Origin of the sequence: Romboutsia lituseburensis, assembly GCF_024723825.1 — a bacterium.
Taxonomy (GTDB): domain Bacteria; phylum Bacillota; class Clostridia; order Peptostreptococcales; family Peptostreptococcaceae; genus Romboutsia_F; species Romboutsia_F lituseburensis_A.
In genome coordinates this window covers 52,140-79,043 of the sequence record NZ_JANQBQ010000001.1, presented here as the reverse complement: position 1 = coordinate 79,043, position 26,904 = coordinate 52,140, and the positions used below count along the sequence as shown (strand labels likewise).

Here is a 26,904-nt window from a genome sequence, read left to right as displayed (position 1 = left end):
TTATTTTCCCTCCATTGTATTTGTTTCATATTTTTCTGATATAAGTCCTGATATAAATGCATAAGCTATTGATTCAAAATCTAATTCTTTTTCTGCCATTACATCTAAAAATACTGTTGGAACACTTTTTTCACAGCTCATAAATAATCTAAGTATTATATCCATAAAATCTTTCTTATTTCTTACCTTCGCTGTATTTAAAAGTCTATAAGCAATTCCATCTATCTTATTTTTCGAGTTATTTTGAACATAATAATCATGTATTTCTCTACCTGCATATCTAACTGATTTTAGCTTCTTCTCATCCACTTTTTCTTTTCCTCCCTTTTTATAACAATCTAATGTATACCTTATCTTTATAACTTTATATATGTCATTAGTTGAAGTATAAAATCCTTTTGAACTATTTAATGAATCTGTAAGTTTTTCTCTAATTTTTTCATTAATTAAATATTTTAAATCTCTCTCTTTCAAAATTAAATCTATTACTGATAACTTTAAGCTTTTATCTTTTATACTATCTAGCGTTTTTGATTCATCGCAGAAGAATTTTGATGAATATGTTGGTATATCAAAATAATTCAACGTACACTTCTTAGAATCTATTGCCTTAAACTCTATAAACAATATATTACCTAGTTGCCATTCACTCTTTTTCTTATTTTCCCCTACCATATCTAATATAAGTTCTTTAAATACTGAATCCCTATCTTTTGCATTTCTAACGATTATATTTTTATTATATAAATCATCTATTGATGTATCCATATTTATAAATGTGTAAAATTCATTTTCGCCTTCTTTTATATAGTTTTTTCTTACCATATTAGATCCTGCAGGTGTACAAAATAACATTAACTTACATATATCACAAATAGAAAAATCTAATTTCATATCCCAATACATATTCATTGCATTATCTCCACTAACCGCAAGAGGAGAAAAATGGCCTTCTGTATAATTACTTACTATTCCTTTATGATCAGAACACATTTCACATATTTTCAAATTATCACTATTATAATAATTTAGTATTAAATCTATATCCTTATTTTTTTTTGATATCTTTTTTATATCTTTGAATATACCCTCAATAGCTTTAGATGTATTTTTATCTTCTAACCTCTTATCTATAAATTCAATCAGCTTATCTATATCTTGTTTTTGTAATAATTCATTTAGGTTACAGTAATCTAGTATCGGTAATATATAATCTCTATACATAAATTCAGCTTGCTCTTCTATACTAAGAGTAGCTCTAGGCTTTTGAAGAAAACTAACTTGTCCAAAGAAATTATCGCCTATATAACTTCTAGTTTTATTTATCGTTAATTTTTCATTAATATATCGCTTCTCAAATATTTCTAAACAATTATTTACTATTTCATTTAAATGTTCCAAATCTTCTTCTTTTTTTATACCCTTTAGTAAATTTAAATTTTCTGAAATTATCTTAGCGTCATCTTTAAAATAGTTTTTAACTTTACCATTTTGATACATTAAATCTTTCTTTAATTGTTCTACTGTTGATTTTAATTTATCATGATTTGATTTTATATAATTCAATTTCATGATAACATTATTATTTATACTCTTATAAATGTTATCTTTGTCTAAAAAATATTTGAAGTAATGTTTGTTAAAATTTTCTAATATTGAACTATCAAATTCTATATAGTTATCTTTCATAGTTACTTCATCTTTTAGATCCACATGATTCAATATATTTAAAAATCCTACAATCCCCATATTCATTGACCAATCGTTCATATATACCCTAAGATTCACTTATATCACCTCCCACTTACAGTTTCTATATTTCCAAATCCTTGACCTCGCTTAAATCCAATTCCTAACCTATATATATCATTTAAATCTTCACTGTCTCCTCTTAATATAAACTTACCTCTGTAAGAATTTACAAATTGATATTCTCTATTAGTAATTTGCTTAAATTCTCTCATTGGCTCTTTTACAACTATCTTTCTTAAGTTTATATTTTCAAATTTAAGTTCTTTCTTTAATCCATAACCTCTATAATTTTTTAAAACTATATCTGTTATATAATTTAACTCTCCCACATAGTTATCACTATCTATATTTAAAAACTTACCTGTATTGTCTTTAATACATATTGGTGATAATGTCTTAAAAATCACTTCTTCACTATCTATATCTAATTCATTTACTAAGCTAACTTTAATTCTACTCATTTCATATTCTTTATACTTAAATATCTTAGTGTTAACAATTCCATTATATATATTTAATCCTAACTCTAAGTCTGGGGTACTTATATACATGGTTACTCTATCCTTTACCATAAAGTTATTCTTTTCTATTTCATAATTTTTTACAAAGAATGAAAATGTAAAATTTTTACTAGCTTTATTATTCTTATCTTCATAATAATATAGATTTTCAAAATATTCTTTGCTAGACTTTTTTATAGCTTCTTTTATAATACTCGTTCCTAATAAACTATAGTATCTAGGAAAAACATTTGTCCCCAGTTCAATTTTTATTCTCATTTACTTCACCTCTCTTAAGTTCATTATAAACACCAATGTAGACGTTTTTAGGTAGTAATAAAAAAATTAATATAAATTTTTTATTTTTTTTATTTCTTCCTTAATATCTTCTTTTAGTTTTTGTGGTTCTAACACAGTTGCATTTGATCCCATACTCAAAACCCAACTCTTTATTTCACTATATCCATTCATTCTTGCTTTAAAGATTATATACTTTTCTTTTTGTATTATTTCTTGATTATCTACCCATATTTTTTCTTCTATTATTAATGAAAAGGGCTTATTTATTTTTAAAACTAAATCAATTTCGCCATCTTTATAGATACCTACACAGTTTTTACTGTATTCATCCCAATTAAAATCATCATTGAATTTGTACTTTTCTTCTAATACTTCATAACTCTCTATTCTACATATCTTAAAATCCAAAAATCTTTTTCTACTTTCACAATACGCTACCATATAAGTATCACCTTTATAAGTAAACATACCATATGGATGAACTACTCTATTTTTTAACCCTGATGATAGAGAATAGTAATCAATTTGTATTTTTCTTTTTGTTATATATGAATATATAATGCTATCACATAATTCTTTTTGTTTTTTATAATCATAATTACATTTTGATTGAACTGTGAAATAATCCATATAATTATTTAAGTTATTTTTGCTGTTAACTACAGATTTTAATTTATCCACAATTTCTATAAATTCATTTTTGTTAATGTCATTGTTGTATAATAATTGTTCTTTTAGCATTTCTAATACGATTATATCTTTTTCTTTTATATTAGCACCAAGCAAATTATTGCTTATTATAGAATAACCTCCGTATGCACCTGGTTTAGATTCTATCCATATTCCTGCAGCCTCTAAATCTTTCTTATATTTTAGAATCCTTCTCTCACTTACCTCTAGTTCTTGTGCTAATTCAAATCCTTTCATTTTACCTCTACTTTGCAATAAAATTATCATCTTAATAATATTTTGTATTGAACTTATATCTATCATCTCCTCATATCATTTTTTCTCAATATACTTTTTTTCTACATTTTTTAACAAAAACCTTTTATATTAAAACAAAAATATTAATATTTAATTATACCTTATTTAGTATTATGTAAACTAAAAAAACTTAAGATTATTAATCCTAAGTTCTTTATATTAATTATTAGTAAACTATATACTATTCTATTTTTGACCTTGCGCCTCATTATCTATCAATTGTAAGTTATATTGTTGTATCAATTGTATTAATTGTTTTGCATATATTTTTTCTCCCATATCATTCATAAGAGTACTATATCCAGCTTCTTGAAGTGCATTTGCTTGATATTTGTAAGTATTTGATTCAAATACTCCATTTTCTCTGTATCTTTTATTTTCATATAAGAATTTCGCATGATCATATATTGATTGATCTTTATCTTTATATTTTCTGAACTTATCATTTATTACAGTTCCAGAAAACTCTTTAGTTTCTAAAGTAACAAATTCACCCTTCCAAAACTTATCCGCTTTTATTCCAAATAAATTGTTATACTTGCTTGCTAATTCAGATTGTCCCCATCCTGTTTCAAGTATTGCCTGAGCTATTGTTACAGAAGGAAGTATTTTATATTTTTTATAATTTGTTATTGCTCCTTCTTTTATACTTTCTATGAACTTAATGTATTGAGAGTCTGATTCTAATTTACTAGGTGTTAAACCGTAGTATTTTAAATCTTCTATATAATCGTATGCTCTTTGCTTTTCATTTTTACTAAATCCTATTTTTTCTAGTACTGTATCTAAAGAGTTTAGTTTATGCTTATCATTAACAAACATTTTAGCTATTTCTTTTATTTCATTAGTTGTTGCTTTTTCAAAATTATTATTTTCTATAACCCCTATTATTGAAGCTACATACTTCCAATTTACTTGTGCTGTATTTTCACTTGCAAGATCTGTATATTCTATATAGTCACTTATTTTTATTTGTTCTTTATTTAACTCTTTCAAAGAATACCACCTATAACAACCGTATCCTGCACCCACAGCTATTGCTATCAGGGCAATAATTAATATTAATATTTTACTTTTTTTCATTATATAACTATCTCCTTTATTGTCTTTATTATATAGTGCTTGTTATACTTATATTTTTAATATTTAAAAACTTATTTACAAGATAATATTTTACCATCTATTCACAAACACTTAAACATTTTTTCTCCTTTTTTCTTCATAAATATAGTATATATCAATTTTGTTTCATAATTGTTACAAAATGAAAAAAAATAAAACAAAATAATCTAAGTAAATATAACTTCTATATATACTTAGATTATTTTTAATTTAAAATATGTTTATAAATTTTTAAGTTATACTTTTTCTTATTTATTTATAATATCTTGATTTAAACTATCACTACTTGATGCTTTCTTTGATGGAATTAAACTGCCTACTACACCAGCAATTATAACAGGAACTATCCAGTTAAATCCTAAGCTATCAAAAGGTAATTTGTGTATAAATGACATCTTAATTCCCATACTGTCTACAACTGTAATAACACTTACAAGTAATGCTATATATGTTGCAAATTTAAAAGCATTATCATTTTTAATTTTACTGCTAAATAAAGTCATTAATACTAAAACTATTGTAGCAGGATAAATTATTGATAGTATTGGTGCAGAGAATGATATTATTGTACTAACACCAAAGTTAGCTACTACTGCACTAAATATACATACTCCAATTACTATTGTTTCATATTTTACTTTTCCATTTGATATTTTAGAAAAATATTGAGCTGTTGCTGAAACAAGACCTATTGAAGTTGTTAAGCAAGCTAATGCTACTATAACTGCTAATACTACTTTACCAGGTTGACCTAGTAGTTGCTCTGTTATGTTTACTATTAATGCTGTTTGATTTATATCAGCTGGATTTACTCCTTTAAACTGACCAGCAACTGTAGCCCCTAAATATGCAAGTCCTCCATATACTATAAGTAGTGCTACTCCTGCGACAATTCCTGCTTGTAATGTTAATTTTACTTTTTCAGACTCTTTTTTATATCCTTTTTGACCAAGAGATATTATTACTACAGCAGATAAAGCTATTGCTCCTAATGGATCCATTGTTTGATATCCTTGAGATATACCTTCTGCAAATATGGCATCTATTTTAGCTGGCTGGCTTAAATCACCAAGTGGTGATACCACACCCATTATAATTAAAAATATTAGTGCTACCAATAATGCTGGAGTTAAATATTGTCCTATAATATCTACAACTTTTGATGGCTTTATTGTAAGTACAAGTGTTAAGCCAAAGAATATTACTGAAAATAATATTGGACTAAATCCACTAAATATAGGTGCAACTCCCATTTCAAATGTTGTTGCTCCTGTTCTTGGTATTGCTAAAAGTGGCCCTAAGCAAATCATAATTGCTGCTGCCAATATACCTGAAATTGTTTTCCCACTTCTTCCAAGTACTACACTTATATCTCCTTGACACTTAGCTGCTGCTAATATTGCTAATAAGGCTAATCCTACATCTGCTATTACAAATCCACTAAATCCTGTTAACCAATGACTACCGGATACTAAACCTAAATACGGTGGAAATATTAAGTTTCCTGCCCCAAAGAACATTGCAAATAATGCAAATCCTACAACTATGGTATCTTTGTATTGTTTTTTCATAAGCGCCCCCTATGTTTTTTATAGTTATTGTATTGAAGTAATTGTATATTTTTTTGTCTAAATATTCAATAAAATTCGAATTATTTAACTTATTCTTAGCATTTGTATGAATTCTTATTATTTTTTTAACATGTTTTTAACATTATTTTTTAAATAAATAGTAACATATCTAATTTACATTTTATATTGTTTAACATATCATCTATGTTAATATTAAAATAATTAATAATATTTTATTAAGTTGTATTAATTCTACTTTATTTAAATTCCCAACAACTTTGTACGTTGCTCAAAAACGTCTTTTTTACGATAGTCATAATGTATAATATTACTCAATTACAATAATTATACTCCGATTGCTAAGGATCATAATTTCTTTAAGCGTAAAAAAGAGATAAGTTTATTTACTTATCTCTTTTAGTTATTTAAACTGTGAAAAATTCTATTGTAACTTTAAATAAATCTCCATCTATATCTATATCAAAGTTTCCACCTTGTATAATGACTAAATCTTTTGCTATAGCTAGTCCTAATCCACTACCTTCTGTATTTCTAGATTCATCGCCTCTTTTGAATCTCTCTACTATATCTTCTGCATCAAAATTTAGTTCATAAGAAGATATATTTTTCATAACTAATTTTACTTTTTGATTTTCTGTTGTTACGTCAATATATACCCTAGTATTTGAAAGTGAATACTTAGCTATATTTGATAATAAATTTTCTAAAACTCTATATAATCTTTTTCCATCTGCATTTATGTGTATTTTTTCTTTTGGCATATTAAGTTTAATATCTAAATTTGATTGCGATAGCCTCTCTTCTACTTCTCCAATGGCTTGTCTTATTAGCTGATCAAACTCTATACGTTCTATGTTTAATTCTATATTTCCACTACTTGCTTTGCTAGCTTCAAATAAATCTTCTATTAATGATTTTAACCTTTTTGATTTTGAATCTAATACATTTACATAGTCATTTATATATTCTGGTTGTATATTTTTTTCATCTTTTATAAGGTCTATATAATTTATTATAGATGTAAGAGGTGTTTTTAAATCATGACTTACATTTGTTATAAGCTCACTTTTCATTCTTTCACTTCTTAATTGCTTGTCTATTGAGTTTTCTAGACCTTCTCCTATATTGTTTATGTTTTGTGCTAAAGTTGTAAAGTTATCATTGTCCTTCACTTCTATTTTATAGCTTAAATTTCCATTTTTTATGTTTTCTGTTCCTTCTATTATATCACTTAAATATGCTAGTTTTTTTATTAGAAGATATGCTAATCCTACTAAAACAACATTACTTAGCATCATAGCAATTATAGCACCTACAAATTCAAAGTTAGCCCAAAGTAATACACATATGAAGCTTATAATTGTATTTGCTACAATGCCTATACCTACTATTATCATTACTCTTTTTATTAAAGGCATATTTTGATTTGATTTAAGTAATTTCGTAATTACATCTTTTCTCTTTTTACTAGTATTCTTTATTGTTTTTTTAGATAGTACAAATATTTTTATTATTAAACTTTGATTTAATATATCTTCTTTACTCTTTATACTTTTTATTTGTTTCCCACTTATATATATCAGCATGAATACGATAAATAAATATAAAATACTAAAGATAATACTATATACTACATCATAATAATATGCATCGTAGTATATATATGAAAGTGAATTTACTAGCCAAAATCCATAAAATAAAACTACTGGTATTAACAATAACCTTAGCTCTATAGGTATCTTATTTAAAACTTTTATAGCAAAACTATCTCTACTAAATAACTCTACTTTAGATAATTTATAAAGTATTATAGATAATAAGCATACTATTAATGATATTACAGATACTCCACCTGCTACTTTGAAAAATAATACATCATTTTGGTAACCTTTATAGATTCCATATATCCAATCACCTGGTGCTATATTTTTAGTAACAGCAACCTGTATATCTATATTATCTATATTTATTAAACTAGCTAGCCTTCCTTCTGAATCCATTTTTGTATATAATTTTGTATTTATGGTTTTGTTGTATTGAATACTTTTATCTTCTGATACAATATCTGCTACTACACAACCAGCTTTTCTCTGCTTTTGTGCTACAAGACCTTCAAATTCTTCTATGTCTTTAGCTGAAGTATTTGTGTAGTATTCATTTGTATCTTTATTTATTGCTATAAATTCTACATTACTTAAATTGCTTAAGTTTTCTTTTGCTCTTTTTTTATTTTGATCTAATTCTTTTTTCTCATTATTTTTCAAATCTTTATCACTTGTAACTGCTGTATTTAAATAGCCTATAAGTGGTCTCATTACTGCTTCATCAAATGCTTGACTTTTATAAAAATCTTCTTCTATAAGTTTTTTGTCATCATGCATATAACTTGTTGTTACACCATTACAGTTCATTGCATACATAAATATTGTTGGTAATGATATTAAAAATATCGATAATGATAACATTGATATAATTAATAGGGTAAATTTTATTTTTTTATTACTTTTCATAGCTCCCTCACTTTCATCTATTTATTGATTTTGTATATGCGTTAAGTATATACTAGAATCTTCTTTATTTATTTTCACTTTAAATTTATCATTCTTATTTGGATAAATAGTTACAGTATTACCTTCATAATCTGATTGATCAAATTTAAGATTACATTTGAAGAGCTTCTTATCAAAAGCTATATTACAAACTACTTTTTCGCCTTCCATGAATACTATTTGTACCATGCTCTCATCTACTACATCTGGAAGACTTTTATATTTATAACCTACTTTTTCATATATTTTTTCTTTGCTCATTGGAGTTTTAAAATAATATGCCTTATCCCATTTAAATGATATTATTTTGCCTAAATTTATTTCTTTCGCATTTTCATCTATCTTAAATATTGCCCCAAAAAATTCTTGCCCATTTTTACCTAAAGGAGGTTGTTCAATTTGTTTTAGATCACTTGATTTCTCTACAACCTTCCAATTACCTTTATCTTTTTCAAGTTTAAAATTTATTTTAGAAATACAATCTCCGTGATCACCAGGCTCAGTTACTATTACTTTTTCTCCAGCTTTGTTTGTATAATCATGCTGTTTTATTTGTTCATGATTATGGCCTGCCACTATTGCATCTATTCCTTCTACTTGTGTAGCTAAATCTTGTATTCTATTCCCTGGATGTCTTGGTTTTTTAGGTTTTTCTCCTGTATGCGCTACTGCAACTATTACGTCTGCACCATCTTTTTTCATTTCTTTTACATATATTTTAGCGTCTTCTACTAAGTCATTCATATATAAATTTTCAAACCCTGGCTGGTCTTTTAATTCTAGTGATTTAGATTCTACTTTATTTCCATTTTCATCCCAATGCCATTTTTCACCTACTTCTTTTATTGTAAGACCTAATATTCCTAGATTAACTTCCCCCTCAAGAGTTTTTACTTTTTTTATAATATATGGCTTTACATAATTTGAGCCATCTTTATTGTATGTATTTGCAGATAATACATATATACCTTGTTTATTAAAATCTGATACTATGCCATCTAAATCAAATTTATCACTAGATACAAATTCATGATTTCCAAGTACTACAGCATCGTATCCTATTTCTTTCATATCTTTTGCTAAAGGCATTTCTCTATAAACTTTTTTGTTATTTTTATCATCATTATTCTTTAAGCTAATGTATTTGTCCACAGCACCAGAATCATCTCTACCCATGAAATCTCCTGCATCTACTAAGGCTACATTTTCTTCTTTTTTTAACTCATTTTTTGCATATTCGCCTAATTCATATGGTATGAAACTATGTAAATCTGTTGTTGCTAATACATTTATTTCTGTTGTTTTCGTTGAGCTACACCCCGATATTAATAGTGTTGATATTCCTAATATTGATATTATTATCTTTCTTTTCATAAAACTTCCCCTTACATTTTATTGCTATTTTATATGTGTTAAGTATTTGCTAAAATCGTCTTTATTTGCTTTTACTTTGAATTTGTCATTTTTATTTGGATAAATAGTTACAACATTACCTTCATAATCTGATTCATCAAATTTCATATCAAATTTAAATAATTCTTTATCAACAGATATATAGCAAACTACTTTTTCACCTTCCATAAATACAAGTTGTAGCATATTTTTATCTATATCATCTGCTATACTTTTCCATTTATATCCTACTTTATCGTATATTTCTTCTTTACTTATTGGAGTTTTAAAATAATATACCTTGTCCCATTTAAATGGTATTATTTTTGCTAAATTTATTTCTGTTGTTTTTTCATATATACTAGCTAAGCCTCCAAAAAAGTCTTCTAAGTTTTTCACGTAAGGGGGTTGTTCAATTTGTTTTAGATCACTTGATTTATCTACAACCTTCCAATTATCTTTGTCTTTTTCTAGTTTGAAATTTATTTTAGAAATACAATCTCCGTGATCACCAGGCTCAGTTACTATTACTTTTTCTCCAGCTTTATTTGTATAATCATGTTGTTTTATTTGTGTGTGATTGTGACCTGCTACTATTGCATCTATCCCCTCTACTTGTGTAGCTAAATCTTGTATTCTATTTCCTGGATGTTTTGGCTTTTTAGGTCTTTCTCCTGAATGAGCTACTGCAACTATTACATCTGCACCATCTTTTTTCATGTCTTTTACATATGTTTTTGCATCTTCTACTAAGTCATTCATATATAAATTCTCAAACCCTGGCTGGTCTTTTAATTCTAGTGATTTTGCTTCTACAAGTTTTCCACTTTCTTCATCCCAATGCTTACTTTCTCCTACTTCTTTTATTGTAAGACCTAATATTCCTAGATTAACTTCTCCCTCAGGAGTTTTTACTTTTTTTATAATATATGGCTTTACATAATTTGATCCATCTTTATTGTATGTATTTGCAGATAACACATCTATACCTTGTTTATTAAAATCAGATACTATATTATCTAAGCCAGATTTATCAATTGATACAAATTCATGATTTCCAAGCACTACAGCATCATATCCTACTTCTTTCATATCTTTTGCTAGAGGCATTTCTCTATGAATTTGTTTGTTATTTTCATAATCCTTACGTTTTAACTCAAAATATTTGTCCATAGCTCCTCCATCATCTCCATCTAAGAAGTCTCCAGCGTCTACTAGGGCCACATTTTCTTCTTTTTTTAATTCATTTTTTGCATATTCAGATAACTCATATGGTATACTACCATGTAAGTCTGTTGTGGCTAATACATTTATTTCTGTTGTTTTTGGTGTGCTACACCCTGATACTAATAATGTTGATATTCCTAATATTGATATTATTATTTTTCTTTTCATAAAACTTCCCCTTATATTTTATTGATTTTTTATATGTGTTAGATAAATACTAAAATCTTCTTTATTTATTTTTATCTTAAACTTATCATTTTTACTTGGATAAATAGTTGCTACATTATCTTTAAATTCTGATTCATCAAATTTCACATACATCCCCATTGATTCCATATCAAAATATAAATAACAAACTACTTTTTTATCATCCATAAATGCCATTAGCATCCTATTTTCATTTTCAGCAGCTGTAATATCTTTCCATTTATATCCAACTTTATTATATATTTCTTCTTTTTTTATTGGTGCTTTGAAGAAATATGCCTTATCCCATTTAAATGGTATTATTTTTCCTAAGTTTACTTCTTCATTTTTTTCATCTACATTTTCTATTCCCTTAAAAAATGCGTCTAGATTTTTATCATAAGGAGGTTGCTCAATTTGTTTTAAATAACTTGATTTATCTACAACATTCCAACTATCTTTGTCTTTTTCTAATTTGAAATTTATTTTAGAAATACATTCTCCATGTTTACCAGGTTCTGTAACTATTACTTTTTCTCCAGCTTTATTTGTATAATCATGTTGTTTTATTTGTACATGATTGTGACCTGCAACTATTGCATCTATCCCCTCTACTTGTGTAGCTAAATCCTGTATCCTATTTCCTGGGTGCTTTGGCTTTTTAGGTCTTTCTCCTGTATGTGCTACCGCAACTATTACATCAGCACCATCTTTTTTCATGTCTTTTACATATGTTTTAGCATCTTCTACTAAGTCATTCATATACAAATCCTCAAATCCTGGCTGGTCTTTTAGTTCTCGTGATTTTGCATCTACAAGTTTTCCACTTTCTTCATCCCAATCCTTACTTTCTCCTACTTCTTTTATTGTAAGTCCTAATATACCTAGATTAACTTCTCCCTCAGGAGTTTTTACTTTTTTTATAATATATGGCTTTACATAATTTGATCCATCTTTATTGTATGTATTTGCAGATAATACATCTACTCCTTGTTTATTAAAATCTGATACTATATTATCTAAATCAAATTTATCACTTGATACAAATTCATGATTTCCAAGTACTACAGCATCATATCCTACTTCTTTCATATCTTTTGCTAAAGGCATTTCTCTATAAATTTGTTCATTATTTTCATAATCCTTGCGTTTCAAATCAAAGTATTTGTCCATAGCCCCGCCATAATCTCCATCTAAAAAATCTCCAGCGTCTACTAGGGCTACATTTTCTTCTTTTTTCAACTCATTTTTTGCATATTCAGATAACTCATATGGTATACTCCCATGTAAGTCTGTTGTTGCTAATACATTTATTTCTGTTGTCTTAGTCGAACTACATCCTGATACTAATAGTGTTGATATCCCTAATATTGATATTATTATTTTTCTTTTCATAAAGCTTCCCCTTATATTTTATTGCTATTTTGTATGAGTTAAGTATATACTCTGATATCCTTTATTCATTTTCATTTGCACTTTAAATTTATCATTTTTATTTGGGTAAATAGTTACTGTATTACCTTCATAGTCTGATTCATCAAATTTAATATCAAATTTAAATAGATTCTTATCAATGCATATATGACAAACTACTTTTTCACCTTCCATAAATACTATTTGTAGCATATTCTCATCTACAATATCTGAAAGACTGTTATATTTGTATCCTACTTTTTCGTATATTTCTGATTTATTTATTGGAGTTTTAAAGTAATATGCTTTATCCCATTTAAAGGATATTATTTTTTCTAAATTTATTTCTTTAACATCTTCATCTATATCGCGGAACCCGTTAAAAAATTCATCAAAATTTTCACTCAAAGGAGGTTGCTCAATTTGTTTTAAATCGCTTGATTTTTCTACAATTTTCCACTTGTCTTCGTCTTTTTCTAGTTTAAAATTTATTTTAGAGATACACTCTCCACGTTTACCAGGTTCAGTCACTATTACTTTTTCACCTGATTTATTTGTATAATCATGTTGTTTTATTTGTTCATGGTTATGACCTGCTACTATTGCATCTATTCCATCTACTTGTGTAGCTAAATCTTGTATTCTATTTCCTGGGTGTTTTGGATTTTTAGGCTTTTCTCCAGTATGTGCTACTGCAACTATTACATCTGCTCCATCTTTTTTCATTTCTTTTACATATGTTTTAGCGTCTTCTACTAAGTCCTTCATATATAAATCTTCAAACCCTGGTTGGTCTTTTAATTCTATTGATTTTGCTTCTACTCTATTCCAATTTTTATCCCAATACCAATCTCTTCCCACTTCTTTTATTGTAAGTCCTAATATTCCTAGATTAACTTCACCATCAGAAGTTTTTACTTTCTTTATGACATAGGGCTTTACGTAATTTGATCCATTTTTATTGTATGTATTTGCAGATAATACATCTACTCCTTGTTTATTAAAATCTGATACTATACCATCTAAATAAAATTTATTACCTGATATAAATTCATGATTTCCAAGCACTACAGCGTCATATCCTATTTCTTTCATATCTTTTGCTAGAGGTACCTCTCTATGAATCTGTTTATTATTATGCTCATCCTCATATTTTAATTCAAAATATTTATCCATAGCACCCCTATCATATCTATCTATGAAATCTCCAGCATCTACTAGTGCTACATTTTCTTCTTTTTTTAATTCGTTTTTTGCATATTCACCTAATTCATATGGAATACTACCATGTAAATCTGTTGTTGCTAATACATTTATTTCTGTTGTATTAGTCGAACTACATCCTGATACTAATAGTGTTGATATTCCTATAATTGCCATTATTGCTTTTCTATTCATAAAACTCCCCTTATATCACTTGATATTCTTTTAACTTTCACGTTTTTGCGAAATATAAAATTTAAGTATTAATACATTAAAATATATATAATTTTTCATAACTTAAATAAATTATTATAATTTCTCAATTTTATATCCAATTCCCCATACTACTTTTAAATATTTAGGTTCTTTTGGATTTATTTCTATTTTTTCTCTTATCCTTCTTATATGCACTGCTACTGTATTTTCAGCTTTAAAACTCTCTTCGTTCCATACATTTTCATATATCTCATCTATTGAAAATACTCTCCCCTTATTTTCAAGTAGAAGCTTTAAAATTTTATATTCTATAGGAGTTACTTTAACATTTTCTCCATCTACTCTGACTTCTTTAGTATCTGAATCTAGTTCTAATCCTCCGCTACTTAATGTTTTTTTACAGGATACTGGCTGATCTTGATAATTTCCTAGAGTTACATATCTTCTTAGATTTGATTTTACTCTTGCGATAAGCTCTAATAAGTTGAAAGGCTTTGTTATATAATCATCTGCCCCTACGTTAAGACCCATTATTTTATCTACATCTTCACTTTTTGCAGATAATATTATTATTGGTATGTTTTTACTTTCTCTTATTTTTATTGTGGCTTTCATTCCATCTAGCTTTGGCATCATTATATCCATAAGTATTAAATGTATTTCTTGGTGTACTAGAATTTCTAGTGCCTCCATGCCATCATAAGCTTTAAATACCTTATATCCTTCATTTTTTAAATAAATCTCTATTGCTTCTACGATTTGTTGGTCGTCATCCACTACTAATATATTGTACATCCCTTTTTTTACCTACTTTCCTTCTTTTTCCATATATATTATACAATATAAGTCACCTCTTTTCTAATTTTTGTACTTTTGCTTATCTATACTTATATAATAAAGTATAAATATTACAAAACTCTGATATAATTCTTACGAATTTCTTACGATTTTTAATAAACTTTTTATTACTATTTAATTGCCTTACATAAGTCTTTCAATTTTTTTAGATTTATTTGATACTCAAAAAAAGCTAATCTCAACATTTAGATTAGCTTTTTCTTTATTATTTACATCTAGTGCATATTATGTTTTATTTCATCATCTAATTATTATACTTACTCTAAATTTAATTTCTTATCTAATATAAACCTAGTTCCAAAGAATAGCACTATAAGTAAAATAATGTTCATGAATGTCCTAAAATTCCCAATCATTCCACTTAATCCATATATTTGCATGTTTTCAACATGAGCTTTAACCAACATCATTATAATTGCATTCTTTATAAAAGAAAAAATAATATTTATACCTATAAAGCTAGCAATAGATGCCAGGTTTCTATGCTTATTAAATGCTGGTAACTGCCCCATAGAAAGAGCTAAGTATACAGTAAAAACAAATGTTGAATAGCTAATAAATATAACTAACATTATATTTGTAGCAGAAGATAAGTACTCACTAGAAAATATAGTTTTCATAAATTCACTTAATATTTGCATATATTCTGATATATTAATACCACCACTAATACATGAAGATATTAATATTATTAATAAGAATGCAATCACTGATACAAATCCACTAAGCACAGTCCATAAAATAGTCACTAAATACTTAGATATAAGTATTGAAGAAGATTTTACAGGCAGAGTAAACATTAAATAACCTTCATCTCCCAATAAATTTTTACTAAATCTTTGAATTAAAACTATTACGGTTATAACAAATAAAGCTATGAGTAATGCTCCAAATATCATCATTAGTAATCCTTGTGCATTAAATATTTCAGAATTTATAAATAATCCATTAATAGTTGCAACTATCAATAATGTAACATAAAGTGGTAAAAATATTCTTGCAGTTGATTTTAACTCATATTTTAGTAGTTTACTTAACATCTGAATTCCTCCCTAAATAAAGAATCTATAGATTTCCCTTTTTCTTCTCTTATCTCATCTACATTGCCTTGTAATACAATATCTCCTTTAGATATAAATATTACATCATCACATATGCTCTCTATTTCGCTTATCAAGTGTGTTGCAATAAGTAATGTACTTCCTTGACAGTAGTTTGAGAGTATAGTTTTTAATATATAACTTCTAGCAGCAGGATCCACTCCTCCTATTGGCTCATCAAGTATATACAAACTAGCCTTTCTAGACATAACTAATATTAATTGAACTTTTTCTTTGGTTCCCTTAGACATAGTTTTTAATTTTTCATTTACATCTATCTTAAGACTATCTATCATGCTATTAGCCTTATTTATATCAAAATCATCATAAAAATCTTTAAAGAACTCCAGTAAATCTTTAACTTTCATCCAATCATTTAAGTATGTTCTTTCAGGTAAATAAGATACTATTTTTTTAGTTTCTATTGATGGACTTATTCCATTTATCAATATTTCTCCGCTATTTTGATGCAGTAGTCCATTCATTAATTTTATTAGTGTGCTCTTTCCACTTCCATTAGGCCCAAGTAATCCTACTATTTTACCTTTTGGGATATTCAAATTCATATTTTTTATAACTTCTTTTTTTGCGTACCTTTTATTAAGGTTTTTTATTTCTACGATGTTTTCCATTACTCCATCTCCTTTAAATTTCTTAATATTATTTGTGTTAATTCTTCTTTCTTATAGCCCAATTTTATAAGCATACTATATAATTCAGCTATTTCTATTCGTGCCATTTCTTCTCTTAAATGTACTATCGTATCTATATCATCTGTTACAAATCTACCACTCGTCCTTTGACTATACATTAAGTTTTCTCTTTCTAATTCTGATAAAGCCCTTTGCATTGTGTTTGGGTTTACCTCAAAATCTAAAGCTAAGTCTCTTACAGACTTTAGTTTTGACCCTGCCTCTAATTCTCCCGATATTATTTTAATCTTTAGAATATCTACTATTTGAATATATATAGGTTTATTATCATTAAACTCAAATGCCATTTTAACACCTCCGTATTATTGTACTAATCACTTAATACAATGATACAACTTTGGATTAAGTTTGTCAAACATCTTTTTAAAATACAATAGATTAATTAAACTTTAATCCAATAAGTAGCTGTCTCAAAATAAATAAAGAGATTTTCAAATCTTGTTTTTGTTATGCAAAAAATAATATTATTTTACATTAATATATAAAAAAGAAAGTGTCCCTTTTAACGATTTAAGAAAATCATTTTGAGACACTCTCTTTATTACTTTATGTATTTGGTTTCTATTTTTATTTTAAAGTATTTTTTTAACTATAAAGAAAAATTCTATATTTTCATCATTTACATCTACTCCATATTCAAACTTATGAGCTTCTAATATTTCTTTTACTATACTAAGCCCTAGCCCTGTTCCTGATAATTCCTTACTTCTTGAGCTTTCAAGTACATAAAACGGCTTCCAGATATTATCTATTTCTTCTTTGTTTATATTGTTTATTCCATTTTTTACAGACACAAATATTTCATCATTATCTTTTAATAAAAATATGTTTATCTTATTGTTACTATTGTATTTTATTGCATTACTTATTAAGTTATTTAGGACTATTTCTATGCTATTTTCATCAGCATTTATCATAAAATTATCATTATCTATTTTTACATTTAATTTTATATCTCTTTCCTCTATAAGAATTTCATACTTTTTAATACAATGAATTAATTTTTCCTTTAAGTCAAAATTACTCATATTAAATTCTTTCTTTTCATACTTAGACCAATAAAGTAATGTATTTATAAGATCTGTTAAATGTTCACTTTGTTCAATTACTGTATCTATAAATGTACCATCGTCTATTCCATCTTGAATCCCTATAGCATATGCTTTTATAAGTGCTACTGGTGTTTTCATCTCATGAGATGCATCAGATATAAATTGTTTTAAACTTTCATTTCTGTTATTAAGTTCATTATGAGCTTTTTCTAAGTTTATGCTCATTTTATTTATACTTTGGGATAGTTCTTCTATCTCATCATTGGTTTTTATTTCTTCTGTTCTAAATTTTAGCTTTGATATATCATTAGATAGTAATTTTAATTTTTCTATTGGCTTTATTATTTTATTAGATAATATAAAAGTTAATATAGATATTAATATTACAGAAAATGCACTCATAATTATATTAAATCTATTTATAATTTCTATAGTTTCTTGTGAGTGTTCTATGATAGTTCCTATTGCAAAAATATAATCATCTTTTTTTATAAATTTGACTAATAAACTGTACTTTGATTTTCCCTGGTTGTATATCTTATTTACACTTTGATTATTAAGTTTGTACAGTGAATCCTTTGATATCCAAAACTTTTTCAAACTTATTCCTTTTTTCCAAAATTCATGTGATAAATTTTCGCTTACTTACATATTCGTCTGCACCACAACTTAAAGCATTAATTTCATCTTCTATTTGACTTTTAGCAGTTAACATAAGAACCTTTGTGTTACTTTTCTTTTTTATCATGATCACTTCATCATCTGCTATTAATATATTCATATTGTACTTCCATTTCTATACATTATTTTTCAATTTATATTATAGTCTAATTTTGTTAGATCTTCGTTACAAAATTAGACTATAATATAAAGGATTTGCTAACTTATATATTAACAAATCCTTCTTAAAAACTATTATTTCATTTTAATCTTCTATGTATTCAAGTATTATCTTTTGATTTTCTTTTAATGTTATTTCTTCTTTTTTAGATTTTATTCCAGATTTTTTTATTTTTACTTCTGCTACGAAAGGCTGATTCCCCTCTACCATATCAAGTAATTCATATGCTTTCTTTTTGCCTATTTTACTAGCAATTTCTTTTATAAGCCCTATCTTTTTTATCATTTTTACCACCTCTATATTTATTTTTATTTATAACTATTCATTTTAATTATTCTATATTAATAGATATTTTTGAAATATGTCTTATATTAACCCTGTAGCTACCCCCATCATCATTACTATACTTATTACTGTAGTTATACTCTTTATAGTACTACTTTTTCTAATATCTATATTTTTTCTCATAAATACTTTTACTAATAATGGTGTTAAATATTTAAACACACTTACAAATATAACTACTAATAGTAATAATTGAAGTATAAGTGGCAATTTAAACATAAAGTTGTTTAATCCTAAATATTTTATACTAATCATCATAATAGTACTTAAAAATATCATAATCATAGCGAGTAAAGCTTCTGCTAATTCTTTGTACGGCTTATACTTTACAAATATCAATTCATAGAAAGTTTTGCTTGGTGATTTTTTTAGGTGATTTAATAGTTCTTGTGATTTAATAAATTTTAATTTTTCATCGTAAGATATCACTTCAACTACATACATTTTTATATTGTCCTCTTTATCAATTATTCTTTTTTCATTTTTTATAGCTTTATCATAATATCTAACCATCCTATATGCTTCTTGGTTTACATTTTTTTTAAGAGCATTTTTTATTGCTAAACTTATGTCTTCATCTTCTTGTACTTTAATTTTTATGTAGTAATTATTTTTGTATAATAATATTTTATCGTCTTGATTTTTAATAATTACTCCAATATATTTTTCATCCATTAAAATCGTTCCCCCTGACATTTTTAATTATTAATATAATTGTAACCGATTTGAATTCGATTTTCTTTAAATTTTAGTATATTATATATTGTAGTTAAATAAGTAGCATTATAGTTTAAATATCAATATAAAATGGGGGGCATCAAATTGAAAGGCAATAAAAAATTCTATGTACTAATTTGTATTAGCTGCATAGTTATAATGGGTTCTGCTGTAGCTTTAAATTTTAAAAATAAAGATTTAAGCTTGCTTCAAGAATCTTATTTTAATCTTATTCACAAAGATGTAAGAGGAGAAAACATTCTTTCTAATGAACTTAATGATTTAATTCCAGATACAAAAGTTGAAAATATTCCAGGTAGCGTCGCTCTAATTGATAGCACTAAAAACAATTCAAACTTAACTTACTCAACTAATAATTTTGAATTCACTAATAAAGATGAATTTCTTGTAGTATCTTATATAGATACAAATACAAAAACTTTAGATAAAATCGATTCTATTTCTTATAATGTAAACAAAGGGGATAATAATTACTTAAATACATCATATTCAAAATTAAATACTAATGATTGGAAACTTGATTTGTCGCTTAATCTTAGATCTCTAGATGAGCAAGAGCAGTGTTTTGAGGTAGTTAATAAGCTAAAGGATGTAAACTATTTATATGAGGTTTATTTTAATATTGCTCGTACTATCGAAAATGATACTAAAATATCAATTTCAGATATAGAACTTCTACTTAATAATAAAAAATTAAAAAAAATAAAAAATGGTAATAATAATGATAATCGTGCTACTTACTTATACGAAATTAATGACCTAAAATTATATATAGATTATGACCTTAAATCTAATAAATGTATAAATATTTTACTAAAAAGTTGTAATACAGGTGATATTAATTTATCTTATTACAAGGATACAAAAGATGGTATCTCACTTTGGAAATGTAGTAAAAATGTAAAAGAGCAAAATAAAATTATTAAAGATTTAGTTAAATATAATAAATCTGTTTAAAATTAAACTATTAAAAAAAAGTGTATTAAAATGAATTTTTTTATTATATAATACACTCTTTTTTTTAATATTATTATATGTTTTAATCAACATGCAAAGTAATTTGTAATATAAAGTGTAGCGCCCATGTAGTTACTTAAGCAAATTGATTTTTTTATTTATAAGTCTAGAAATAAATATCAGAAAACTCCACGCTAGTTTTTAAAACCACAGCATCCATATTACTTACTTCATATTTACTTTCTAATTCGCTATTTTCATCTAATTTTATTGGTAACTGTACTATAAATTCACTACCTTCTCCAACACTAGATTTAACTTTAATCTCTCCGCCATGTAAATTTACAAATGATTTAACAAGAGATAGTCCTATACCACTACCTTCACTTTTTCTTACCATTATATCATCTATTTGAGTAAATCTTTCAAATATATTTTCTAGATGTTTTTGTTCCATACCTATACCAGTATCTTTTACAGAACATGTAAGCATCTCTTTTGATTTTTGAACATTCACATATATATTTGTATTTTCTTTTGAAAATTTAATAGCATTAGACATTAAATTCAATACTATTCTTTCTATTTTATCTGGATCAACTGACATTATTACTTCTTCTTCATTAGTATCAAAAATAAGATCTATGTTTTTAGTTGATGCATATGGTACAACTGAATTTACTATACTTTCAATTAAAAATACTACATCTATATTTTTAGTCTTTAAATCCATAAATCCAGAATCTATTTTTGCTATATCTATAATGTTATTTGTAAGTCTAATCAATCTATTACAATTTTGTTTAATTATACTAGTTTTTTGTATATTACTTTCAAGATAATTGCTTTGTTCTTTTCTTATATTCAAGTCTAATAATTGATTCGAGGACATTATAACTGCTATAGGTGTTCTTAATTCATGACTAATATTTGATATAAAATTATTTTGAGCTTTATTTGTATTTTCAGCTAATTCCTTTGCTTTTACTAGTTCCTTTTCATAGTGAAGTCTTTTTATCACATACATTATAAGTACTATTATGACTATTATAAGGCTTATTAATAAGACAATGGTTGCAATGACAACTTCTTTATAGTCTTTTAATACATCTATCGGATCATTATATATTTCACTTTTTTTTGGTATATCCCATTTTTTGATATTATGCTTTTTCATTGCGTTATAATTAAATGTATAGTGATTTATAGCATCTCCATTTACAATCTTCCTTTGTGGCTTTTGACCTTCAAGCAAAGATTTAACCATTTTCCCTGCTTCTTCACCTTGATTGATGTGGCTAATAGTTCTTCCTCCTATAAATCCTTCTTTTACATGATAATCTAGAACTCCGTATACAGGAACATCAGTATGCTCTAATATAAATTTTGATGACGCTTCTATTCCCAATACATTTCCCTCTTTATCTCTGTATGCATAAAGAACTAATAGTACATCATCATCCGTTAATTTCATTAAACGTTTTTCAAAATCTTTATATGTAATTTCTGCTAATGATATATGTTCAAAATTAAGACTTTTATATTCATTTTTATAGTTATAAAACTCCTTTATCTCAGTGGCTACTTCAGTTGGATTATCAGTTATAGCTATTATATTCTTTCCACTATGTAGTTTACTAATCAAGTCTATATTTTCTTTTATAGATGGGAATTCTGTAACTCCGTAAGTATCCTTTTCTTCATTTGCTTTACTTACTAATTTAATTTCACTTACTCCTAAATATACTATCGGTATATCTTTAAATAACTCATTCCTATGCTCTAATGAAAAATTTAAAGCTCTATCATCTCCGCATATAACAACATCAAATTTTTTATAATTTTTTATTTTATATTTTATTGAATTATAAAAATTTTCTTCATTTTTTTCACTATAAAATGTTTTTGTATCCATGTATTCAATTTGTAGTACTACATTGTCACCAATTTCTTTTTTTATTCTATTAACTTGATCATCAAATGACACAAAATTTGGATTATATGAACTGATATATAAAACATGTTTAGATTCATCTCTTGAATCCGCAATTACATAATTGGTGATTGTTATAATGCTAATAATTAATACTATAATTCCAAATATGAATCGAAAGCTTTCCCCTACTTTTGTACTTTTCATATAAAATTCCCCCTCGTATAATTTTACAAATTATACGTTTTCATTTTGATAATATTATATCATTTTAAGTAAGAAATTTAAATATTGTAAACTAATTTAACATTTTTTTAATTTTTTTAATGGTTAATGTATTTTGCCGAAAATTTATTTTATAAAAAAAGTATTTTAAATTTATAATATATAAATTTAAAATACTTTTTTATCTTAAAATTTCAACAAAATTATCTGTTGATATCCTAAAAATTATTTTGTTATTTATTTAAGTTTTGTTTTATAATTATCTAATACAATAAATATATCTATCATAAAAACCAAACATAACAATTACTATATACGGAATCATTATACACGCAAACAACATAAATTGATTTTGCACAGTTTTTGACTTTCCAATTATTTTTTTTCTAAACTCAGGAATTGATTTTTTTAAGCAACTGAATACTAGATAACCTAGTATTGTACCAAAAGTATTAAGTATTAAATCATCTATATCCGTAGCTCTAACTAAGAACAACTGCGTAAATTCAATAAATAATGATATACAAAATCCAAGTATTGCAATTAACTTTAAATTATCTAGTTTATTAAATAATATTGGTGCTAAAAATCCTATTGGCATAAACATTATAATATTGCCTAAAATATTTATCATTGAATGAAGCGTTCCCCCACCTTTAACCATTTCAATCATCCCAATAAAAGGTATAATCTCTATATCATGTATATTTATAGTAGTATTAAATCCACTAATAGGTGAAACTCCTGTTAGAGAAAATACCATAACCATAGTTATACAAAGCAGTGTAATTCCTATTTTATATGTAGAGCTTAATTTGGTTTTTTTGCAACTTATATACATTATGATGATAACAATTAATAAGCTTATTAAAATATCCCTTCCTAATATTTGCATCTAAATGCCCCCTTGTTAAACAAACTTTATTTAACTATATATTTATATTTCATCATTTGTTAATATGTTTGGTGAAACATATGTTGTTGAGTCATTTCTTATTATTCCTGAGTATAAATTTTTCTTAGTATTTTTGTCTATAACGTATAAATATTGTCTATTTAATGGAGCACTTGGTCCTGTTTTCTCTGCATACTCACTAGAGTCAATTATTAGATATAATTTATTATCTATATATCTCATGCTTGTTATAGATATTCCATCTTTATTATCATCTACACTTATATTGTATTCTTCATTTTGATTTATCCATTTTTTATTTTTTAAATCAAATGTAGATAATTTCATAGATAATTTATTTTTATTAACAATATCATTTGTTAATAATATTACCTTATCTCCCTCAACATAAAAATTACTTATATTATTATTAGCTTTCATATCAAAAGGCATTTTTTCTGAATTAAACTTATTATTTTTAAAATCATAACTCATTAATTCAAATTTTCTCTTCATATTATCTTTATTTGAATCATCTATACTTTCTTTTATAAAATAAAGTGTATTTTCATATTTAAATGATATGTCACTTAGTGAAGCTAGATCTTCTTTATCTGCTACTACTCTACTTGCTACAAGCTCCGATGATTTATTTTCTAAATCTAATTTATATATATTGGCTAAACAACCTTTGCTAATTGAAATTGTTTCTTCTTCATCTAAGTACCCCGGACTTTTATCTATTCCAACTAATACATATAATTCATTATTATATACTATCGTTTGACTTACTGAATTATTGTCATTATTATTTTTAAATTTATAATTAAGAGGTATTTCATAATAATTATCTTTTTTAGATTTTAAATCTCTACTTGTCACATTTGCATATAGCTCTCCATAGTCACTAGTCTTATAATCTTTTGATGCATGTATCTCACCTATGCTGTTTTCTGTCTTATACATATTTTTACTATCATTAACTGATTTAAATATATCTCTATTTTCTCTATATTCTTTTTTAAGTGGAAGTGATCTTACTGAATCTTTTGAATGTTTTTTTACATCTATATTATCTTTTGATATTTTTACTTCTGATGTTTTATAATATCCATTATGCTCTTGGTATACTACATTTACATTATCTAAAACACTTCTATTTCCACTTATATCTTTAACTTCATAATCTTCCTTATTACTTATTCCTATGCTTACAGTTGTTAAAAGCATAAGACCTACTGTTGTAACTAATACTATTTTTGATGCTTTTTTATTCATCCTAAATCCCCTCCTCTATATATATACTTTTTTATTTAAAAGTGTATATGATAATCCTACTGATACTATAAACAGTCCTATAAAGTAAATTATATGTCCAATTAAATTTCTATCCGAGAATGGAGTTATTGAACCTATATATGAGAATATAACTATTGATGCATATACGTATATAATTCCTAGTGCTATTCCTACTGTTTTAATTTTGAAAGACTTTTGAATCATAACTGCTGTAAATATTACTAAAACAGCAAGTATAACACCTATTATATCTATCATTATAAAATCTATTAGATATGGTTGTATTAATGTTAAATTTCTAATAACACCATTTGTATTGAATGCAAGATCAAATATTTCTTTCATGGGTATACTTGTTACTATTTTTAATATTAAAATATCAACTCCCCAAAATAACATTTGCATTAGCATAACTCCAAATATCATAACTACTATAGTTATAGCTTTTGCTATATAAACATTAAATTTATTGTTTGGTAACATAAATAATGTATATCCTGTTTTATTTTTTCCTACAAAATCTCTATACCATATAATTAGTGCATACACTAAACAAATTAAAACTGCTAAACCTAATAACAAGGTTGTTGACTCATATATATTATAAATATGTGTCTCGTATAAGTATTTCTTTGCTTGTTGAAGTTTCATTAAAGCTAGGCTTTCTTTTGATTTTGTATCACTTGCAACTGTCATTATTATATTTCTAATATGTTTTGTAACAACACCTATATTACCAACTAGTAAAATTGATAATAGTGCAAGATACCATTTATATATTCTTTTTAATTCTATATCGTATAAATTTAATATATTATTCACCCTTATAAACCTCCCTCATCTTGTCAATTATAGACATTCCTTTATTTTCACGAAGTTCTTCTGCATTGAACTTTTCTACTAGTTTTCCATTATTTATTAGGATTACATCATCTACTATCATTTGAATTTCAGCAATTTCATGAGTAGTTATTACTATACTTTGCTCATCATTCATATATTTTGCCATAATTCCTATAAATTCTTCTCTTTTAAATATATCTATTCCTGAAAAAGGCTCATCTAAAAGAATATATTTTGCATCTTGTGCAAATCCAAGTATTATCTTAACTCTTGCTTTGTTTCCTTTTGATAGTTTACATATACGTCTGTCATCAGTTAAATCAAACATTTTAAGCATTTCATATGCTTTTTCTTCATTCCAATTTTTATAAAAGTCCTTCATAAATTCAAAGCTTTCTTTTATAGTCATCTGTGGAAAATGTATATCTATATCTGGTACAAAAGCAAGTTTATTATATGTATTGTAAGTTAATTTTTCTCCGTCTATAAGTATTTCGCCACTATCTAATCTAACTAATCCACTTATGGCTTTTAATATTGTTGATTTTCCAACACCATTTATACCTAATATGCATGTTATTTTTCCTTCTTCAATAGTAAATGATATATCATCAAGTGCTTTGACTTTTCTATATCTTTTACTTACATTTTTTACTTCTATCATAA

The 26,904-nt window shown here is 25.7% G+C and carries 24 protein-coding genes; 1 reads left to right on the top strand and 23 read right to left on the bottom strand.

Translation table 11 applies throughout. The features are described 5' to 3' along the window. From cas8a1 to NWE74_RS00340, 18 genes are all read right to left on the bottom strand, one after another. The gene (cas8a1, locus tag NWE74_RS00425) at positions 1-1,788 is read right to left on the bottom strand and encodes a type I-B CRISPR-associated protein Cas8b1/Cst1 (protein WP_258241284.1); all 1,788 of its coding nucleotides are present in this window, start codon (positions 1,786-1,788) and stop codon (positions 1-3) included. 5 nt (positions 1,789-1,793) lie between these two features. Then, complete coding sequence (gene cas6, locus NWE74_RS00420) at positions 1,794-2,531, bottom strand: CRISPR-associated endoribonuclease Cas6 (protein WP_258241283.1); 738 nt, start codon at positions 2,529-2,531, stop codon at positions 1,794-1,796. Positions 2,532-2,597: 66 nt separating this feature from the next. Next, positions 2,598-3,545 (bottom strand): helix-turn-helix transcriptional regulator, encoded by a 948-nt coding sequence (locus NWE74_RS00415; protein ID WP_258241282.1) that lies wholly within the window; start codon positions 3,543-3,545, stop codon positions 2,598-2,600. Positions 3,546-3,725: 180 nt separating this feature from the next. Continuing rightward, on the bottom strand, positions 3,726-4,622 hold the full coding sequence (locus NWE74_RS00410; protein ID WP_258241281.1) for a glycoside hydrolase family 73 protein: 897 nt from the start codon (positions 4,620-4,622) through the stop codon (positions 3,726-3,728). A gap of 287 nt (positions 4,623-4,909) precedes the next feature. Then, positions 4,910-6,232 (bottom strand): branched-chain amino acid transport system II carrier protein, encoded by a 1,323-nt coding sequence (gene brnQ, locus NWE74_RS00405; RefSeq protein ID WP_258241280.1) that lies wholly within the window; start codon positions 6,230-6,232, stop codon positions 4,910-4,912. Positions 6,233-6,657: 425 nt separating this feature from the next. After that, a complete protein-coding gene (locus tag NWE74_RS00400) occupies positions 6,658-8,763 on the bottom strand; it encodes a HAMP domain-containing sensor histidine kinase (protein ID WP_258241279.1) in 2,106 nt (701 codons plus the stop codon). 21 nt (positions 8,764-8,784) lie between these two features. Beyond that, positions 8,785-10,176: a metallophosphoesterase gene (locus NWE74_RS00395; RefSeq protein WP_258241278.1), complete on the bottom strand. Its 1,392-nt coding sequence runs from the start codon at positions 10,174-10,176 to the stop codon at positions 8,785-8,787. 24 nt (positions 10,177-10,200) lie between these two features. Then, positions 10,201-11,589: a metallophosphoesterase gene (locus tag NWE74_RS00390; RefSeq protein ID WP_258241277.1), complete on the bottom strand. Its 1,389-nt coding sequence runs from the start codon at positions 11,587-11,589 to the stop codon at positions 10,201-10,203. 18 nt (positions 11,590-11,607) lie between these two features. Then, positions 11,608-13,002 (bottom strand): metallophosphoesterase, encoded by a 1,395-nt coding sequence (locus NWE74_RS00385; RefSeq protein ID WP_258241276.1) that lies wholly within the window; start codon positions 13,000-13,002, stop codon positions 11,608-11,610. A 24-nt stretch (positions 13,003-13,026) separates the two neighbouring features. After that, on the bottom strand, positions 13,027-14,418 hold the full coding sequence (locus NWE74_RS00380) for a metallophosphoesterase (protein ID WP_258241275.1): 1,392 nt from the start codon (positions 14,416-14,418) through the stop codon (positions 13,027-13,029). Between the two features lie 114 nt (positions 14,419-14,532). Further along, positions 14,533-15,234, bottom strand: coding sequence for a response regulator transcription factor (locus NWE74_RS00375; protein WP_258241274.1), 702 nt, complete (start codon positions 15,232-15,234; stop codon positions 14,533-14,535). A 320-nt stretch (positions 15,235-15,554) separates the two neighbouring features. After that, positions 15,555-16,337, bottom strand: coding sequence for an ABC transporter permease (locus NWE74_RS00370; protein WP_258241273.1), 783 nt, complete (start codon positions 16,335-16,337; stop codon positions 15,555-15,557). After that, positions 16,331-17,029: an ABC transporter ATP-binding protein gene (locus NWE74_RS00365; protein WP_258241272.1), complete on the bottom strand. Its 699-nt coding sequence runs from the start codon at positions 17,027-17,029 to the stop codon at positions 16,331-16,333. Before NWE74_RS00365 ends, NWE74_RS00370 begins: the two co-directional genes overlap by 7 nt. After that, positions 17,029-17,397, bottom strand: a complete 369-nt coding sequence (locus NWE74_RS00360) for a GntR family transcriptional regulator (RefSeq protein WP_258241271.1) — start codon at positions 17,395-17,397, stop codon at positions 17,029-17,031. The genes NWE74_RS00365 and NWE74_RS00360 overlap by 1 nt, the downstream gene beginning before the upstream one ends. 285 nt (positions 17,398-17,682) lie before the next feature. Continuing rightward, positions 17,683-18,762, bottom strand: a complete 1,080-nt coding sequence (locus NWE74_RS00355) for a sensor histidine kinase (RefSeq protein WP_258241270.1) — start codon at positions 18,760-18,762, stop codon at positions 17,683-17,685. A 22-nt stretch (positions 18,763-18,784) separates the two neighbouring features. After that, entirely contained in the window at positions 18,785-18,910 is a 126-nt protein-coding gene (locus NWE74_RS00350) for a hypothetical protein (protein ID WP_258241269.1), read from the bottom strand. Between the two features lie 177 nt (positions 18,911-19,087). Beyond that, positions 19,088-19,288: a hypothetical protein gene (locus tag NWE74_RS00345; protein ID WP_092722147.1), complete on the bottom strand. Its 201-nt coding sequence runs from the start codon at positions 19,286-19,288 to the stop codon at positions 19,088-19,090. 81 nt (positions 19,289-19,369) lie between these two features. Further along, a complete protein-coding gene (locus tag NWE74_RS00340; RefSeq protein WP_258241268.1) occupies positions 19,370-20,023 on the bottom strand; it encodes a hypothetical protein in 654 nt (217 codons plus the stop codon). A gap of 147 nt (positions 20,024-20,170) precedes the next feature. On the opposite strand from NWE74_RS00340, the gene NWE74_RS00335 reads away from it, so the two are divergent. After that, positions 20,171-21,043 (top strand): hypothetical protein, encoded by an 873-nt coding sequence (locus NWE74_RS00335; RefSeq protein WP_258241267.1) that lies wholly within the window; start codon positions 20,171-20,173, stop codon positions 21,041-21,043. Between the two features lie 166 nt (positions 21,044-21,209). Here NWE74_RS00335 and NWE74_RS00330 read toward each other — a convergent pair whose 3' ends face one another. The 5 genes from NWE74_RS00330 to NWE74_RS00310 form a co-directional block, all read right to left on the bottom strand. Beyond that, on the bottom strand, positions 21,210-23,183 hold the full coding sequence (locus NWE74_RS00330) for a sensor histidine kinase (protein ID WP_258241266.1): 1,974 nt from the start codon (positions 23,181-23,183) through the stop codon (positions 21,210-21,212). A 277-nt stretch (positions 23,184-23,460) separates the two neighbouring features. Continuing rightward, positions 23,461-24,096: a VanZ family protein gene (locus tag NWE74_RS00325; RefSeq protein WP_258241265.1), complete on the bottom strand. Its 636-nt coding sequence runs from the start codon at positions 24,094-24,096 to the stop codon at positions 23,461-23,463. Between the two features lie 42 nt (positions 24,097-24,138). Continuing rightward, the gene (locus tag NWE74_RS00320) at positions 24,139-25,374 is read right to left on the bottom strand and encodes a hypothetical protein (RefSeq protein WP_258241264.1); all 1,236 of its coding nucleotides are present in this window, start codon (positions 25,372-25,374) and stop codon (positions 24,139-24,141) included. A 15-nt stretch (positions 25,375-25,389) separates the two neighbouring features. Beyond that, entirely contained in the window at positions 25,390-26,217 is an 828-nt protein-coding gene (locus tag NWE74_RS00315) for a hypothetical protein (protein ID WP_258241263.1), read from the bottom strand. Continuing rightward, positions 26,210-26,902, bottom strand: a complete 693-nt coding sequence (locus tag NWE74_RS00310; RefSeq protein WP_258241262.1) for an ABC transporter ATP-binding protein — start codon at positions 26,900-26,902, stop codon at positions 26,210-26,212. Before NWE74_RS00310 ends, NWE74_RS00315 begins: the two co-directional genes overlap by 8 nt. Positions 26,903-26,904: the final 2 nt, after the last annotated feature.

Bases quoted from the DNA above. Each gene is read 5' to 3' on its own strand.
- cas6 (WP_258241283.1), bottom strand. From the start codon at position 2,531: ATGAGAATAAAAATTGAACTGGGGACAAATGTTTTTCCTAGATACTAT.
- NWE74_RS00415 (WP_258241282.1), bottom strand. From the start codon at position 3,545: ATGATAGATATAAGTTCAATACAAAATATTATTAAGATGATAATTTTA.
- NWE74_RS00410 (WP_258241281.1), bottom strand. From the start codon at position 4,622: ATGAAAAAAAGTAAAATATTAATATTAATTATTGCCCTGATAGCAATA.
- brnQ (WP_258241280.1), bottom strand. From the start codon at position 6,232: ATGAAAAAACAATACAAAGATACCATAGTTGTAGGATTTGCATTATTT.
- NWE74_RS00400 (WP_258241279.1), bottom strand. From the start codon at position 8,763: ATGAAAAGTAATAAAAAAATAAAATTTACCCTATTAATTATATCAATG.
- NWE74_RS00395 (WP_258241278.1), bottom strand. From the start codon at position 10,176: ATGAAAAGAAAGATAATAATATCAATATTAGGAATATCAACACTATTA.
- NWE74_RS00390 (WP_258241277.1), bottom strand. From the start codon at position 11,589: ATGAAAAGAAAAATAATAATATCAATATTAGGAATATCAACATTATTA.
- NWE74_RS00385 (WP_258241276.1), bottom strand. From the start codon at position 13,002: ATGAAAAGAAAAATAATAATATCAATATTAGGGATATCAACACTATTA.
- NWE74_RS00380 (WP_258241275.1), bottom strand. From the start codon at position 14,418: ATGAATAGAAAAGCAATAATGGCAATTATAGGAATATCAACACTATTA.
- NWE74_RS00375 (WP_258241274.1), bottom strand. From the start codon at position 15,234: ATGTACAATATATTAGTAGTGGATGACGACCAACAAATCGTAGAAGCA.
- NWE74_RS00370 (WP_258241273.1), bottom strand. From the start codon at position 16,337: ATGTTAAGTAAACTACTAAAATATGAGTTAAAATCAACTGCAAGAATA.
- NWE74_RS00365 (WP_258241272.1), bottom strand. From the start codon at position 17,029: ATGGAAAACATCGTAGAAATAAAAAACCTTAATAAAAGGTACGCAAAA.
- NWE74_RS00360 (WP_258241271.1), bottom strand. From the start codon at position 17,397: ATGGCATTTGAGTTTAATGATAATAAACCTATATATATTCAAATAGTA.
- NWE74_RS00350 (WP_258241269.1), bottom strand. From the start codon at position 18,910: ATGATAAAAAAGAAAAGTAACACAAAGGTTCTTATGTTAACTGCTAAA.
- NWE74_RS00345 (WP_092722147.1), bottom strand. From the start codon at position 19,288: ATGATAAAAAAGATAGGGCTTATAAAAGAAATTGCTAGTAAAATAGGC.
- NWE74_RS00340 (WP_258241268.1), bottom strand. From the start codon at position 20,023: ATGGATGAAAAATATATTGGAGTAATTATTAAAAATCAAGACGATAAA.
- NWE74_RS00330 (WP_258241266.1), bottom strand. From the start codon at position 23,183: ATGAAAAGTACAAAAGTAGGGGAAAGCTTTCGATTCATATTTGGAATT.
- NWE74_RS00325 (WP_258241265.1), bottom strand. From the start codon at position 24,096: ATGCAAATATTAGGAAGGGATATTTTAATAAGCTTATTAATTGTTATC.
- NWE74_RS00320 (WP_258241264.1), bottom strand. From the start codon at position 25,374: ATGAATAAAAAAGCATCAAAAATAGTATTAGTTACAACAGTAGGTCTT.
- NWE74_RS00310 (WP_258241262.1), bottom strand. From the start codon at position 26,902: ATGATAGAAGTAAAAAATGTAAGTAAAAGATATAGAAAAGTCAAAGCA.